Origin of the sequence: Blastochloris viridis (genome assembly GCF_001402875.1) — a bacterium.
GTDB classification, from domain to species: domain Bacteria; phylum Pseudomonadota; class Alphaproteobacteria; order Rhizobiales; family Xanthobacteraceae; genus Blastochloris; species Blastochloris viridis.
Genome location: NZ_CP012946.1, coordinates 1,218,508 through 1,233,374, shown reverse-complemented (window position 1 = coordinate 1,233,374; position 14,867 = coordinate 1,218,508). Strand labels below are relative to the sequence as shown.

Below are 14,867 nucleotides of genomic sequence, written 5' to 3'. Positions count from 1 at the left end.
GCGGCGATCCCGCAAGGGCCGGCGCGGGAAAACTCCTACGGGTGCGGCCGGCGTTAACGCCCGGCCCGGAGTGCGTCACCACGCCACGCCGGCAATTTGCAAATCATTCACGTTTTAATGAGTGGAGAACCGAAGTCCCCGCTGCGCCGTTATGCCTGCACAGGGAAGACGCCTGATGAGGACGCCCCCATGACCCGCCCGGACACCCGCCACGACCGTCGCTCCAGCCGCGCCGAAACCACCCTCGCCGTCACGCTGTCCTCGCTCGCGCTCGTCATCACGGCGCTGGCGTTTAGCCAGATCAACGTCGACAGCATGGCGCGCCGCACCCTGGACACCGCCCAGATGACCGGCCCGGTCGCCCAGGCCCAGTGGCAGGACACGCTGCGCTTCGCGTTCGATGATCTGTCGCGGATGCCGGCGACGCTGCCGAGCCGCGGCGACGTCGGCTTCAACCTCAATTCGCAGCCCGAGCCGTCGATGCTGGCTCAGCCCGACGTGCCACCCGGACGCTTCATGTAAGGGTGAGATGGCTGCCTCGCGGCCGAACAGATCCTTTGCAGACGAACCGACGTGGATGGCCGGGCCGGCCATCCACGTCTTTCGCTCAATCGGACGTCCGTTCAGTCGACGTCCTCGATCTCGCCTTCGGCGCCACCATAGGCCTTCTGCGCCAGCGTCGCTTCCATGAAGTCGTCGATCGCGCCGTCGAGCACCGCCTGCGGCGTGCCGGAGGTGTGGCCGGTACGCAGATCCTTCACCAGCTGATAGGGCTGCAGCACGTAGGAGCGGATCTGGTGGCCCCAGCCGATATCGGTCTTGGCGGCCTGCTCGGCCATCGCCTCCGCCTCGCGCCGCTTCAGCTCGCGCTCGTACAGCTTGGCCCGCAGCATGCGCCACGCCTCGGCGCGGTTCTTGTGCTGCGAGCGGTCGCCTTCGCTGACCACCGCGACGCCGGTCGGGATGTGGGTGAGGCGCACCGCCGATTCGGTCTTGTTGACGTGCTGGCCGCCGGCGCCGCCGGAGCGCATGGTGTCGACCCGTACATCGGCCTCGTTGATGTCGATGACGATGCGGTCGTCGACCTCGGGATAGACGTCGATCGACACGAACGAGGTCTGCCGGCGGGCATTGGCGTCGAACGGCGAGATCCGCACCAGCCGGTGGACACCGGCCTCGGTCTTCAGCCAGCCATAGGCGTTGTGGCCCTTGACGTGGATGGTTGCCGCCTTGATGCCGGCGCCTTCGCCGGCCTGCCACTCCACCAGCTCGACCTTGAACTTCCGCCGCTCCGCCCAGCGCGTGTACATGCGCAGCAGCATCTCGGCCCAGTCTTGGCTCTCGGTGCCGCCGGCGCCGGGATGAACTTCGAGGAAGGCGTTGTTGGCGTCGGCCTCGCCGGACAGCAGCGCCTCGATCTGGCGGCGTCCGCTTTCGGCCTTCAGCCCTTCGAGGATGGCCTTTGCTTCGGCAATGGTGTCCTCATCGTCCTCGGCCTCGCCCAGCTCGATCAGGGTCACCGCGTCGTCCAGCTCGCGTTCGAGCTTGACCACGCCCTCGATCGAATCGGCAAGCGCGTTGCGCTCCTGCATCAGCTTCTGGGCGGCGTCGGCGTCGTTCCAAAGATTGGGGTCTTCCGACGCGGCGTTCAGCTCCGCCAGTCGGCGCTGTGCAACATCCCAGTCAAAGAGACCTCCTCAGCAGTCCCGCGGACTGCTTGATGTCATCGACGAGATTCTGAAGTTCGGCGCGCATGGTCCTGCCACCCGTTTTGAAGAACGGTGGGTGTAGCGATCCCGCGCCCGAAGCGCAACCCGAGCACTCTCCCGCTCCAGGGCGATCGGGTGAAGAAAGGGGTGACAAAGGCCTGAAGTGCTGAATCTGTCGGTTCCTCCGATTCGGATGCGGAGGATGGGCGATGGAGCCAGCGGAACCGGACTTTGCCGCGCTTGGGGAAGCTCTTGTTTTCCTGGACTATTTCAAGGACATGCCCGACCCGCGCCAGCGCGGCAAGGTGATGTACTCGCTGGAGGAGGTGCTGCTGCTGTGCCTGCTGGCGGTGCTGGCCGGCGCCGAGACCTTCGTCGACATCGCAAGGTTCGGCGAGACGAAGCTCGACCTGCTGCGCCGGTTCCGCACGTTTCTCCATGGCACCCCCTCGCACGACCACCTCGGCGACATCCTCGCCACCCTCGATGCTGCGCAGTTCCAGCGTTGCTTCGTCGCCTGGGTGGCGGCGGTGACCGGGGCGCCCGCAGACGTGATCGCCATCGACGGCAAGACGCTGCGCCGCTCGGCTAAGAGGGACGCCAAGGCGGCGGTCCACATGGTGTCCGCCTTCGCGGCGCGCCAGCGCCTGGTGCTCGGCCAGGTCAAGGTGGCCGACAAGTCGAACGAGATCGTCGCCATCCCCCAACTGCTCTCCCTGCTGTCGATCGAGGGCGCCATCGTCACCATCGACGCCATGGGCTGCCAGCGCGCCATCGCCGCGCAAATCCTCGCCCAGAAGGCCGACTATGTGCTGGCCCTGAAAGGCAACCAGGGCAGCTTGCGAGAGGACGTCGAGCTGTTCGCCGCCGAGCAGAAAGCCAATGGTTTCAAGGACACAGCGATCAGCCGCCATCACAGCGTCGATGGCGATCACGGCCGCATCGAGACCCGCACCACCACGGTGATGCACGACGTGGCTTGGCTCCGAGACCGTCACGATTGGCCCGGCCTGACCAGTGTCGTCATGGTCGAAAGCATGCGCGAGATCGGCGCCAAGTGCGAGCAGGAGACCCGCTTCTACATCGCCTCGCTGGCGTCCCCGGCCGACCAGCTCGGACCCGTCATCCGCAGCCATTGGGCGGTGGAGAACAGCCTGCATTGGATCATGGACATGGTGTTCCGCGATGACGACTGCCGCGTCCGCACCGATCACGCCCCCGCCAATTTCACCACCCTCAAGCACATGGCCCTCAATCTCATCCGCAAGGCCCCGGGCAAGGATTCTCTCCGCCTCAAGCGAAAAGTCGCCGCCTGGGACGACGACTTCCTCGCAAGTCTCCTGGCAGCGTGATTTTTCACCCGATTGCCCTGTCTCCCGCTCCGGAAACGAATCGGCGGCGCGGTTTCGACGCCGGTTTTAACGAATGCTGAACTGCTGCATGGTCAACTGCGCCCTCGCCATCCGTCTTCCGTAGGGGTCCTTTGGTAGAATCCCACGGCGAGTTCCGGCGTTGGGTTCCTGCGTTGGGGGTCTTGGCCATGCGCACTGCGGTCACGCCGACCACGGTCGAGCGGTTCTTCGATCCCGGCGAGCTGATCGTTTCGAAGACCGATCTCAAGGGCCGCATCACCTACGCCAACCGGGTGTTCTGCCAGATCGCCGGCTACCGCGAGGCCGAGCTGCTCGGCCAGCCCCATAGCATCATCCGCCATCCCGACATGCCGCGTGCGGTGTTCAAGCTGTTGTGGGACACCGTGCTCGCCGGCCACGAAATCTTCGCCTACGTCAAGAACATGGCGAAGAACGGCGATTTCTACTGGGTGTTCGCCCACGTCACGCCGTCGTTCGATGCGGCCGGCAACATGGTCGCGTTCCATTCCAACCGCCGGGTGCCGAGCCGTCAGGCCATTGCCGCCATCGAGCCGATCTATGCCGAGGTGCTGGCGGTCGAGGCGCAGCACCGGAACGGCAAGGACCAGCTCGATGCCGGCTTCAAGCGGCTGCTCGCCTTCGTCGAATCCACCAACAAGCCCTATGATGAACTTGTCCTCTCTCTTTAGGGCGCTGAGCGCCATCGGCGCGGCGCTGGGCGCGCTGGTGCTCGCTCTGGCCTGCCTCGCCGCCGGCTGGACGACCGGCGCAGTCGCCACGCTCGCCGCCGGCGCCGTCGCCGCCGGGTTCGCGGTGGTCTGGCTGCTGCGGCTACGGCGCGAGATCGGCCGCATGGCCACGGTCTGCCACGAGATCGCCGCCGGCAATCTGGAGGCGCGGCTGGTCGGCATCGCCGAGCGCGGCGAGCTGGGCGATGCCCAGCACGCGCTCAATGACATGATCGACCGCTGCGACGCTTATGTCCGCGAGGCCACCGCGGCGATGCAGGCGGTGCGCGCCAACACCTACTACCGCAAGATCCGGCCGGAGGGGCTGGCCGGCGCCCTGGGCAGCTCGGCCGCGACCATCAACGACGCGATGGCCTCGATCCAGGGCCGTATCGGAGCGTTCTTCAACGAGACCACGCGGTTCGAAACCTCGATCCAGGACATCGTCCGCAACGTCTCCGCGGCCTCGACCGGCATGGGCGCCACCGCCAGCACCATGACCGAGAATGCCAGCGCCACCCGGTCCAGCGCCACCACCGTCGCCACCGCCTCCGAGGAGGCGACGCGCAACATGAAGACGGTCGCCACCGCCACCGCCAAGCTGTCGGAATCCGCCCGCGACGTCGGCGAGCAGGTCCGGCTGTCGACCACCGTCGCCCGTCAGGCGGTGACGCGCAGCCGCGAAGCCCACGACACCATCCAGACCCTGCAAGCGGCCGGCGACAACATCGGCCAGGTCGCCGAACTGATCCGCGCCATCGCCGCGCAGACCAACCTGCTTGCGCTCAACGCCACCATCGAGGCGGCGCGGGCCGGCGAAGCCGGCCGCGGCTTTGCCGTGGTCGCCCAGGAAGTGAAGATGCTGGCCGGCCAGACCGCGCAGGCCACCAGCCAGATTTCGGCCCAGATCGCCGAGGTGCAGGCCTCGACCCGCGCCGCGGTCGAGGCCATCACCGAGATCGCCCGCACCATCGGCGAGGTCGACCAGATCACCACCTACGTCGCCGAGGCGGTCGAGAGCCAAATGTCGGCCACCGCGGAAATCGCCGACAATGTCGAGCGGGCGTTCGACGGCATCCGCGACATCACCGACAACATCCACCGTGCCACCGCCGTCGCCGGCCGTACCGAGACCCTGGCCGCCGACACCCGCACCGCGTCGGGCGAGTTGTCGGCCCGGGCACAGCGCCTCACCGAGGAGGTTCACAGCTTCCTCGCCGCGCTGCACCGCGGCCCGCTCAACCGCCGCAAGCGCGATGACCCGAACTATCGCGGGCCGGAGCGGCGGCAGGACCGCGTGAAGACGGCGGCCTGACGTCCAGCCACGTCGTCCCGGCCGCGCGCCCCTGGGCGTGCGAGCCGGGATCGCTCGCAGGATGGTGTCCTATCCGGACAACGGTCCCGGGTCTCGGCTCACGCCTCGCCCGGGACGACGCTGCATCCAGCCGTACCGAGCGGATTACTCCGCCGCGACCTTGGGCAACAGCTCGAGCGAGGCGTTGAGCGCAGCCGCGTCGTAGTCGCGGTCCTCCAGCTTGCCCGACAGGTAGTCCATATAGGCCTGCATGTCGAAGTGGCCGTGGCCGGACAGGTTGAACAGGATGGTGCGCGGCTTGCCTTCCGCCTTGGCCGCCAGCGCCTCGTCGACGGCAGCGCGCACGGCGTGGGTCGATTCCGGTGCCGGCACGATGCCCTCGCAGCGCGCCAGCAGCAGGCCGGCCTCGAAACAGCCGTTCTGGTGGACGGCGCGGGCCTCGACCAGGCCGAGCTCCCTGGCGTGACTGACCATCGGCGCCATGCCGTGATAGCGCAGCCCGCCGGCGTGGAAGCCGGGCGGCACGAAGGTCGAGCCCAGCGTGTGCATCTTCATCAATGGGGTGAGGTGCGCGGTGTCGCCGAAATCATAGGCGTAGGTGCCGCGGGTCAGCGTCGGGCAGGCCGCCGGCTCCACCGCCAGCACTCGCACGTCCTTGCCCTCGCGCAGCTTCTTGCCGAGGAACGGGAACGCCATGCCGGCGAAGTTGGAGCCGCCGCCGGCGCAGGCGATCACCACGTCCGGCCAGAACCCGGCCATCTCCATCTGCTCGATGGCTTCGAGGCCGATCACGCTCTGGTGCATGCCGACGTGGTTGAGCACGCTGCCGAGCGCGTAATTGGTGTCGGCATTCTGGGCGGCGACCTCGACCGCCTCCGAGATGGCGATGCCGAGGCTGCCGGGCGAATCCGGATTGGCGGACAGGAAGGCGCGGCCGGACGCGGTTTCGTTGGACGGGCTGGCGATGCAGGTGGCGCCGTAGGTCTCCATCAACGCGCGCCGATACGGCTTCTGGTTGTAGGAGACCCTGACCATGTAGACCTTGACCTCGATCCCGAACAGGGATCCGGCGAAGGCCAGCGAGGAGCCCCACTGCCCGGCGCCGGTCTCGGTCGACAGCTTCCGGATGCCGGCCTCGCGGTTGTAGAAGGCCTGGGCCACCGCGGTGTTGGGCTTGTGCGAGCCGGCCGGGCTCACGCCCTCGTACTTGAAGAAGATGCGCGCCGGGGTGTCGAGCGCCTTCTCCATGCGGCGGGCGCGCACCAGCGGCGAGGGCCGCCACAGCCGGTAGATGTCGCGCACCGGCTCCGGGATCTCGATCTCGCGCTCGGTCGAGACCTCCTGGGCGATCAGCGCCATCGGGAAGATCGGCGCGAGGTCGTCCGGACCAAGCGGCTTGCCGGTCGCCGGGCTCAGGCTCGGCGGCAGCGGCACCGGCAGGTCGGCCGCAAGATTGTACCAAGCGCGCGGAATACGATCTTCCGGCAGCAGATATTTGACGCTGTCGCTCATGGAACTCCCCCCGTGTGAGCGATGGAACTGCGGCTGTTTAGGCCATCGCCCGGTCTTTCGCCACGCCACTGGGAGGAATACTCACCCGGCCTGCGAGGCCAGCATCGAGCGAAAACGCACCAGCGCCACGCCGAGCACCACCGCGCCGATCACCGCCATCACCACGATTTGCGGCCACACCACGTCGAGCGAGGCGCCGCGGTAGAGGATGGCCTGGGAAAAGGCGACGAAGTGCGTGGTTGGCGACACCTGGACGATGTGCTGCAGCAGCTCGGGCATGCTCTCCAGCGGGGTGTTGGCGCCCGACAGCAGGTTCATGACGATGAACACCGGGATGGCCAGCAGGCCGAACTGCGGCATGGTCGGCGCCACGGTGGCGAGCAGGATGCCGAGCGAGGTGGTGGCGAACAGATAGATCGCGGTGCCGGCCAGAAACAGGGCGATGGAGCCGTGGACCGGCACCTTGAGCACCCCTTCCACCATGAACACCAGCGACAGGAACGTCGCTACCAGGATCACCGCGCCATTGGCCCAGATCTTGGCGACGGCGATCTCGGCGGGGGTGACCGGCATCACCAGAAGATGCTCGATGGTGCCGTGCTCGCGTTCGCGGATCACCGCCGCCGCCACCAGCACGATCGACAGGATGGTGACGAAGTTGATGATCGCCATCACCGAGGTGAAGCGGATCGAATCGAGGTTGGGGTTGAAGAACGCCCGCGTCTTCACCTCGATCGGCAGCGAGGCCGCGACGCCGCGGCTTTGCAGCCACGCCGTCACCTCCTGCAGCACGATCTGCTGGATGTCGAGCGAGCCGACCCCGGCCTGCGTCATGGCGGTGGCGTCGATCAGAATCTGCACCGCGGGCTTGTTGCCGCGCAGCACGTCGGCCTCGAACGAGGGCGGAATGTCGATGACGAAGGTGATGCGGCCGGCCTCCATCGCCGCGTCGACCTGATCGCGATCCAGCAGCACCGGCGACTGGAACAGCGGCGCCTGCAGCGCGCTGGCGATGCGTCCCGACAGCTGCGAATGATCCGAATCGACGATGCCGATCGAAGCATTGACCACCTCGGTCGAGACGCCGTGGGCGATCGAATAAATTGCGCCGGTGAAGACGTAGAGCAGCAGCACCAGCATGATGCGATCGTGCCGCAGGCTGGCGAATTCCTTGAGGCCGAGCGTCCAGATGTTGGCGAGCGCGCGCATCACGTCTCCTGCTTTTTCAGGAACAGCCGCGCCGCCATCAGAAAGCCGATGGCGAACAGCACCAGCACCACGAGGTCAAGGGTGAAGGCCGAGGCCGGCAAGCCCTTGGTGAAGGTGCCGAGGCTGATGTGCTGGAACCAGGAGGCCGGAAATCCGACACTGAGCAGCTTGGCCGAGCCGGTCAGCGTCGAGGTCGGGTAGAGCAGCCCTGAGAAGTTGATGGCGATGGTGTTGCACAGCACCGCCGTCACCATCATCGCCGCCACCTGGCTCTTCACGAAGCTCGACACGAACAGGCCGAACGCGGTGGTGGCGGCGATGTAGAGCGCCCCGCCTGCCACCAAGGCCAGCAGCGAGCCGCGCACCGGCACGCCGAAATGCACCACCACCAGCACGATCAGCAGCAGGAAGCTGACGAAGCCGAGCGCAAGATAGGGCAGTTGCTTGCCGATGAGGAATTCGCCTACCGTGGCGGGCGAAGCGTAGAGGTTGGCGATCGAGCCGATCTCGCGCTCGCGCACCACGCCGAGCGCCGTCATCATCGCCGGGATCATCGCCATCAGCATCATGATGATGCCTGGGGCGATGGCGAACACGCTGCGGAAATCCTGGTTGTAGCGAAAGCGCGGGCGCAGCTCGACCGCCGTCAGATCCGGCACCGCGCCATAGGTGCGCCGCGCCAGGTCCTCGGCATAGGCCTGCACCACGCCGTTGACGTAGCCGCGGGTGGTCTCGGCGCGAAACGCGTTGGCGCCGTCGAGCCAGAACCCGACCTCGGGCCGCTGATTGCTCAGGAGGTCGTGGCCGAAGCTCGGCGGAATGGTGATGGCCAGGCGCAGCTCACCGGCGCGCATGCGCGCGTCGATCTCGTCCTGATAGTTGAGCGGCGGCCTTTCGGAAAAATAGCGCGAGCCGGCGAACGCTTCGAGGAAGGTGCGGCTTTCGATGCTCTGGTCGCGGTCGAGCACCGCGAACGACAACTTCTCGACGTCGAACGAGATGCCATAGCCGAACGTCAGCATCAGGATCAGCGGGCCGATCAGGCCGAAGGCCAGCCGCACGCGGTCGCGCAACAGCTCGACGCCCTCTCTGCGGGCGAACGCCCAGATGCGGCCGAGCGAGACGGCGAGCTGGGAGCGCGCGCCCGGCGCAGGCTCCGGGTCCGCCGGCGGCGGGTCGGCCGCGGCGCCAGCGGCGGCGGCCTCGACGCTCTCGCCGGCGGCGAGGGTGAGATAGGCGATGAACGCCTCCTCCAGCGAGGGCGAGCCCTTGCTGGCGACCAGTTCCGCCGGCGTGCCGACCGCCAGCACCTTGCCAGCGTGCATCAGCGAGATGCGGTCGCAGCGCTCGGCCTCATTCATGAAATGGGTCGAGACGAAAATGGTGACGCCGTCGCGGCGGGCGAGTTCGATCATCAGCCGCCAGAACAGATCGCGCGCCGCCGGGTCGACGCCCGAGGTCGGCTCGTCGAGGATCAGCACCTCGGGCCGGTGCAGGCAGGCCGCGGCCAGTTGCAGGCGCTGGCGGATGCCGAGCGGCAGGCCGGCCGGCAGCTCGCTTGCGACGTCGGCCAGATCGAACCGCGTCAACGCATCGGTGACGCGGGCGCGCGTCTCGTCCTTGGGCACGCGGTAGAGCTTGGCGTGCAGCTCGAGGTTGGCGCGGACCGACAGCTCGTCATAAAGCGAGAACGACTGCGACATGTAGCCGACCCGCATCCGGGTGGCGATGTCGCCGGCATCGACCGGCTTGCCGAGCAGCTCCGCCCTGCCCTCGCTCACCGGCAACAGGCCGGTGAGCATTTTCATGGTGGTGGTCTTGCCGCAACCGTTGGAGCCGAGGAACCCGAAGATCTCGCCGCGCCCGATGCGGAACGACACATCATCGACCGCGACGAAATCGCCGAAGCGGCGGGTGAGATGGAAGGCCTCGATCGCCGGCGCGCCGTCGTGCTCGGCCCGCGGCGGAATCACCAGCGCGCCGCCCTGCCCGCGCCGCTCCGGCCGCTGCAGCGCGACGTAGGCGGCTTCGAGCGTCGATGCGCCGGTGCGCGCCAGCACGTCGGCAGTGCGCTCCGCGGCGAGGATGCGGCCCTCGTCGATGGCGATCAGCCGCTCGAACCGCGCCGCCTCCTCCATATAGGCGGTGGCGACCACCACCGTCATCGCCGGCCGCTCCGCGCGCAGCGCGTCGATCAGCGCCCAGAACTGGCGGCGCGACAGCGGGTCGACGCCGGTGGTCGGCTCGTCGAGGATCAGGAGGTCGGGGTCATGGACCAGCGCGCAGCACAGCGACAGCTTCTGCTTCATGCCGCCGGACAGCTTGCCCGCCGCCCGGTCCGAAAACGGCTTAAGGCCGGTGGCCTCCAGCAGGCGCTGGATGCGCGCGGCGCGCTCGCGCGGGCCCTGGCCGTGCAGGCGACCGAAGAAATCGATGTTCTCGACCACCGACAGCGTCGGGTAGAGGTTCTTGCCGAGCCCCTGCAGCATGTAGGCGATGCGCGGCGCCACCCGGCCGCGGTGGCGGGCGTCGCGCATGTCGCCGCCCAGCACGGTGACGGTGCCGGTCTGGATTTTCCGCGTGCCGGAAATCAGCGACAGCAGCGTCGATTTGCCGACGCCGTCCGGTCCCACCACCGCGGTGGTGGAGCCCGCCGGCAGCTCCAGCGTCGCGTCGATCAACGCCGTCTTGGCGCCGAAGCGATGGCTCAGCCCCTCGGTGCGGACGATCGGCTCAGCGCACATCCGGCAGCTTCGGCTGAAGGGAGGCGGGCCAGGCGGCATCCGGGTCGATCCGGAGATAGGCGTAGCCGGTCAGCCCGGCCTTGACATAGTTGCGATAGGTGGTGAGCAGCTTGGGGTCGATCGACACCTTGAGGCGGTACATCAGCTTCTCGCGCTCGGTCACCGTCTCGACCGCTTTCGGCGTGAACTGCGCCTCGGCGGCGATGAACGACACCCTGGCCGGGATGACGAATTGCGGCCCGGCGTCGAGGATGATCCGCGCGTCCGAGCCGAGCGCTACCTTGCCGACCTGGGCGGTGGGCAGGAACACCGTCATGTAGACGTCGGTGAGATCAAGCAGCGTCACGACGCGGCCGCCGGCCGCCAGCACCGCACCCGGCTGGGTGAGCTTGTATTCGACCCGGCCGGCCACCGGTGCTGTGAGGTCGGTCTCGTCCAGCGTCGCCTGGATCTGGTCGACCTGGGCGATCGCGACTTCGCGGGCGGCTTTGGCATCGCCAACCGCGGCCTTGGCGCCATCGACCACGGCCTTGGCGACGTCGCGCTGGGCCCGGCGCTTGTCGACGTCCGACACCGAGGCCACCGAGCGCTTGCCGAGTTCGGTGCCGCGCGAGAGTTCGAGTTCGGCGAGCACGAGACTGGCCTCCTGGCTCGCCACGTCGGCCTCTGCCTTGATGATCGCCTGCTCGGCGCGCAGCACCGCCGCCTTGGCGGCGGCGAGCTGGGCGCGCAGCTCGGTGGAATCGAGCCGCGCCACCAGCATGCCCTTGGTGACGTCGTCGCCCTCGCGCACTCTCAGTTCGGCGATGCGGCCGGCGATCTTGGTGGCAACGTCGACCCGCTCGACCTCGATGCGGCCATTGGCGCGGGCGAAGCCCTCCGGCACGCGGGTGGCCGCCTCGCGCGACCAAAGAACGTAGCCGCCGGCGGCTCCGGCCGCGACAATGGCCAGAGCGGCGACAACGGTGGTCATGCGCATGGACACCTCCGAACGAGTTGGTTGAACGGTAGAGCCGGCGCTTCAGTTCCGGCAGCATCGGGAAAGCGCGTCTGCTCTGCAACGGCGGGATCCATCCGGTGTCGTCCCGGACGGCGTGACGCGCCGAGCCGGGACCGTCAGCAGGAGACCCCCCCTTCGGCACACGATCCCGGCGCGCGCGCCTTCGGCCCTTGCCCGGGATGACACGCGAGACGCCTCACCCCTCCTTCGGCCACAGCACCAAAGTGGCGCTGCCGGTGAGCAGTGGGCGGCCGTTCGGGTCGACCGCCTCGCCGGTTACGGCGAGCTTGGCGCGGGTGCCGGCGGCGTTGGCCTCGACCGATGCCACCGTCCAGACCATACGCACCGTGGTGTCGACCCGGATCGGCTGGTCGAACCTGACCTGGAACTCCAGCCCGACCAGCTCCCAGTCGGGCGAAAACCAACTGGCAAGCAAGGCGATGAACAGCGCCGAGGTGTGCGGCCCGCAGGCGATCAGCCCGCGAAAGCGCGAGGCGGCGGCGTACTCGGTATCGTGGTGCAGCGGGTTGTTGTCGCCGAGCCGGGTGGCAAAATCGGAAATCTCATCGGCCGAGAAGCAGAACTCCTTTTCGAACCGATCGCCGATGTCCGGCCACTCCGGCAACGACCGCTCGCCGGACGCCGTCAATAGAGCCCACCGGTTCCGGAACCGACCGCACGGTCGGCCTCCGGCGACACCGTCAGCGGGCGGCCCTCGGAGTCGACCACGCCGATGATCGAATAGGAGTCGGGCGGCGCAGTGCCGGGCTTGAACGCCTCCAGGATGGTGCCGCTCTCGCCGGGCTGGGCACGCAGGCCGGTCTTGGCGTTGATGCGGATCAGCTTGATGCCGGGCGGCACCCGGAATGGCACCGACGGCTTGTCGGCGAGCGCGAGCTTCATGAAGTCGCGGGCAACCGGCGCGGCGATGCCGCCGCCGGTGGCGCCCTTGCCGAGCGAGCGCGGCCGGTCGAAGCCGAAATAGGTCGCCACCACCAGATCAGGCGAGAAGCCGACGAACCAGACGTCCTTGGCGTCGTTGGTGGTGCCGGTCTTGCCGGCGATCGGCTTGCCCACCGCCTTCAGCGCCGTGCCGGTGCCGCGCTGGACCACGCCCTCCATCATCGAGGTGATCTGGTAGGCGGTCATCGGGTCGAGCACCTGCTCGCGCTTGTCGACCAGGGTCGGCTCGGGCTGGCCCGCCCAACTGTCGGCGTCGCAGCCCTGGCACTGCCGCTCGTCGTGGCGGTAGACGGTGTGGCCGTAGCGGTCCTGCACCCGGTCAATCAGGGTCGGCTTGATGCGGCGGCCGCCATTGGCGAACATGCCGTAGGCGCCGGCCATGCGCAAAAGCGTGGTTTCGCCGGCGCCGAGCGCCATCGACAGCACCGGCAGCATATCGTCATAGACGCCGAACCGCTTGGCGTATTCGGCGATCAGCGGCATGCCGACGTCCTGCGCCAGCCGCACCGTCATCACGTTGCGCGACTGCTCGATGCCGAACCGCAGCGTCTGCGGACCGTAGAACTTGCCGGAGTAGTTTTCCGGCCGCCACTTGTCCTGGCCCGGCCCCTGGTCGACCTCGATCGGCGCGTCCATCACCACCGTGGACGGGGTGTAGCCGTTGTCGAGCGCGGCGGCGTAGACGAACGGCTTGAACGACGAACCCGGCTGGCGCAACGCCTGGGTGGCGCGGTTGAACTGGCTTTCGTCGAACGAAAAGCCGCCGACCAGCGCCAGCACGCGGCCGGTCCACGGGTCGAGCGCGACCAGGCCGCCTTCCACGTCCGGCAGCTGGCGCAGCTTGAAGGTCTGGGCACCGGACGGGTCGGCCGAGAGCTGCTCGACATGGATGACGTCGCCGGGACGGACCACCTGGGCGACCTTGCTCACCGCCTTGCCCTTGTCCGGCCCCTGCGCCCAGCGCGCCCACTTCACGCCCTCCAGCGTCAGCAGGCCGATGTCGCGGGTGGTGGCGATCTGGCCGGAGCGCTCGCGCGGCGGCTGCAGGCCGATGCGAGCGGTCTGGTCGCCCGCTTCGAGCACCACCGCCAGCCGCCAGGAAATGTCGCTGAACGCGCGCATCTCGCCAAGCTTGGCGCCCCAGTCGCCGGCGGCAAGGTCGATGCGGCTGACCGGGCCGCGCCAGCCGCGCTGCTCGTCGAAGCGCACCAGGTGCTCGGTCAGCGTCTTCTTGGCGATCTGCTGCAACTTGGGGTCGAGCGTGGTGCGCACCGACAGCCCGCCCTCGTAGAGCTTCTTCTCGCCGTAGCGGTCGATCAGTTCGCGGCGCACCTCCTCGGCGAAGTACTCCGCCGCAAAGATATGGGCGCCGGTCGGCCGCGAGGTCACCTCCAGCGGCTGCTTCTTGGCGCGCTCGCCGTCCTCGGCGGCGATGAACTTCTCCTCGACCATGCGGTCGATCACCCAGTTGCGGCGCTCGATGGCGCGCTCGCGCTGGCGGAACGGGTGGAACAGCGTCGGCCCCTTGGGCAGCGCGGCAAGGTAGGCCGCCTCCGCCACGGTCAGTTCGTGCACCGACTTGTCGAAATAGAGCAGCGAGGCGGCGGCGATGCCATAGGCCCCCATGCCGAGATAGATTTCGTTGAGATAGAGTTCGAGGATCTTGTCCTTCGAATAGGTTCGTTCGATGCGCAGCGCCAGCAGCGCTTCCTTGACCTTGCGGTCGATCGAGACCTCGTTGGTGAGCAGGAAGTTCTTGGCGACCTGCTGGGTAATGGTCGAAGCGCCCTGCGGCCGGCGGCCGGTGCCCATGTTCTGCACATAGACCACCGCGGCGCGGGCGATGCCGGAGAAATCGAGGCCGCCGTGCTGGTAGAAATTCTTGTCCTCGGCGGCGAGGAAGGCCCCCACCACCAGTCTCGGCACCGCCTGGATCGGCAGATAAAGCCGGCGCTCGCGGGCGTATTCGGCGACCAGCGAGCCGTCCGTGGCGTGGACGCGCGTCATGATCGGCGGCTCATAGTTCTGCAGCGTCGAATAGTCCGGCAGATCCTGGGAGTATTTCCAAACGAAGTACGAGACGCCACCGACACCGACCAGGAACACCACCGTTCCGATCGCGAACAGGAAGCCGAAAAACCTGATCAAGAGGCGCATTTCGTTCCTTGCAGTCAGCTTTGGCGTTTCCGCACCCTGCGGGAACCCGATTTGCACAAGCCGGAACGGCCGCCGCACCGTTCAGGCGGCCGGCGGGTCGCGCCCGCCGGCCCACCGGCGTCCGGACCTTGGCGGCACCACAGCATGCCTCGCCCGC

General features: G+C 68.0%; 11 protein-coding genes. 4 read left to right on the top strand and 7 right to left on the bottom strand.

Annotation, left to right across the window (positions count from 1 at the left end; all coding sequences use genetic code 11):
- The first annotated feature begins 189 nt into the window (after positions 1–189).
- Positions 190–522: a hypothetical protein gene (locus BVIR_RS05470; protein ID WP_055036781.1), complete on the top strand. Its 333-nt coding sequence runs from the start codon at positions 190–192 to the stop codon at positions 520–522.
- 101 nt (positions 523–623) lie between these two features.
- On the opposite strand, the gene prfB is transcribed toward BVIR_RS05470, so the two are convergent.
- Positions 624–1,755 (bottom strand): peptide chain release factor 2 gene (gene prfB / locus BVIR_RS05465; protein ID WP_145911847.1). Its coding sequence is split into 2 segments (ribosomal slippage): positions 624–1,685 and positions 1,687–1,755, totalling 1,131 coding nucleotides; the frame shifts between segments, so codons are not numbered across the junction.
- A 163-nt stretch (positions 1,756–1,918) separates the two neighbouring features.
- Between prfB and BVIR_RS05460 the strand changes: the two genes are divergently transcribed.
- The 3 genes from BVIR_RS05460 (at position 1,919) to BVIR_RS05450 (ending at position 5,125) form a co-directional block, all read left to right on the top strand.
- The gene (locus BVIR_RS05460) at positions 1,919–3,061 is read left to right on the top strand and encodes an ISAs1 family transposase (RefSeq protein WP_082416579.1); all 1,143 of its coding nucleotides are present in this window, start codon (positions 1,919–1,921) and stop codon (positions 3,059–3,061) included.
- 188 nt (positions 3,062–3,249) lie between these two features.
- Positions 3,250–3,771, top strand: a complete 522-nt coding sequence (locus BVIR_RS05455) for a PAS domain-containing protein (RefSeq protein ID WP_055036779.1) — start codon at positions 3,250–3,252, stop codon at positions 3,769–3,771.
- Positions 3,749–5,125: a methyl-accepting chemotaxis protein gene (locus BVIR_RS05450; protein ID WP_257720207.1), complete on the top strand. Its 1,377-nt coding sequence runs from the start codon at positions 3,749–3,751 to the stop codon at positions 5,123–5,125. The genes BVIR_RS05455 and BVIR_RS05450 overlap by 23 nt, the downstream gene beginning before the upstream one ends.
- A 144-nt stretch (positions 5,126–5,269) precedes the next feature.
- On the opposite strand, the gene BVIR_RS05445 is transcribed toward BVIR_RS05450, so the two are convergent.
- The 6 genes from BVIR_RS05445 to BVIR_RS05420 all read right to left on the bottom strand — a co-directional run bounded on the left by BVIR_RS05445 (position 5,270) and on the right by BVIR_RS05420 (position 14,710).
- Positions 5,270–6,637: a TrpB-like pyridoxal phosphate-dependent enzyme gene (locus tag BVIR_RS05445; protein ID WP_055036778.1), complete on the bottom strand. Its 1,368-nt coding sequence runs from the start codon at positions 6,635–6,637 to the stop codon at positions 5,270–5,272.
- Positions 6,638–6,718: 81 nt separating this feature from the next.
- On the bottom strand, positions 6,719–7,846 hold the full coding sequence (locus tag BVIR_RS05440) for an ABC transporter permease (protein WP_145911848.1): 1,128 nt from the start codon (positions 7,844–7,846) through the stop codon (positions 6,719–6,721).
- Positions 7,846–10,590 (bottom strand): ribosome-associated ATPase/putative transporter RbbA, encoded by a 2,745-nt coding sequence (rbbA, locus tag BVIR_RS05435; RefSeq protein ID WP_055036776.1) that lies wholly within the window; start codon positions 10,588–10,590, stop codon positions 7,846–7,848. Before rbbA ends, BVIR_RS05440 begins: the two co-directional genes overlap by 1 nt.
- Positions 10,580–11,569, bottom strand: coding sequence for an HlyD family secretion protein (locus BVIR_RS05430; RefSeq protein WP_055036775.1), 990 nt, complete (start codon positions 11,567–11,569; stop codon positions 10,580–10,582). Before BVIR_RS05430 ends, rbbA begins: the two co-directional genes overlap by 11 nt.
- 217 nt (positions 11,570–11,786) lie before the next feature.
- Positions 11,787–12,239, bottom strand: a complete 453-nt coding sequence (locus BVIR_RS05425; protein WP_055036774.1) for a MaoC family dehydratase — start codon at positions 12,237–12,239, stop codon at positions 11,787–11,789.
- A complete protein-coding gene (locus BVIR_RS05420; protein WP_055036773.1) occupies positions 12,236–14,710 on the bottom strand; it encodes a penicillin-binding protein 1A in 2,475 nt (824 codons plus the stop codon). The genes BVIR_RS05425 and BVIR_RS05420 overlap by 4 nt, the downstream gene beginning before the upstream one ends.
- Positions 14,711–14,867: the final 157 nt, after the last annotated feature.

Excerpts from the sequence above, each read along its gene's own strand:
- BVIR_RS05420 (WP_055036773.1), bottom strand. The coding sequence starts at position 14,710 with ATGCGCCTCTTGATCAGGTTTTTCGGCTTCCTGTTCGCGATCGGAACG.
- BVIR_RS05450 (WP_257720207.1), top strand. The coding sequence starts at position 3,749 with ATGAACTTGTCCTCTCTCTTTAGGGCGCTGAGCGCCATCGGCGCGGCG.
- BVIR_RS05445 (WP_055036778.1), bottom strand. The coding sequence starts at position 6,637 with ATGAGCGACAGCGTCAAATATCTGCTGCCGGAAGATCGTATTCCGCGC.
- rbbA (WP_055036776.1), bottom strand. The coding sequence starts at position 10,590 with ATGTGCGCTGAGCCGATCGTCCGCACCGAGGGGCTGAGCCATCGCTTC.
- BVIR_RS05455 (WP_055036779.1), top strand. The coding sequence starts at position 3,250 with ATGCGCACTGCGGTCACGCCGACCACGGTCGAGCGGTTCTTCGATCCC.
- BVIR_RS05440 (WP_145911848.1), bottom strand. The coding sequence starts at position 7,846 with ATGCGCGCGCTCGCCAACATCTGGACGCTCGGCCTCAAGGAATTCGCC.
- BVIR_RS05430 (WP_055036775.1), bottom strand. The coding sequence starts at position 11,569 with ATGCGCATGACCACCGTTGTCGCCGCTCTGGCCATTGTCGCGGCCGGA.
- BVIR_RS05460 (WP_082416579.1), top strand. The coding sequence starts at position 1,919 with ATGGAGCCAGCGGAACCGGACTTTGCCGCGCTTGGGGAAGCTCTTGTT.
- BVIR_RS05470 (WP_055036781.1), top strand. The coding sequence starts at position 190 with ATGACCCGCCCGGACACCCGCCACGACCGTCGCTCCAGCCGCGCCGAA.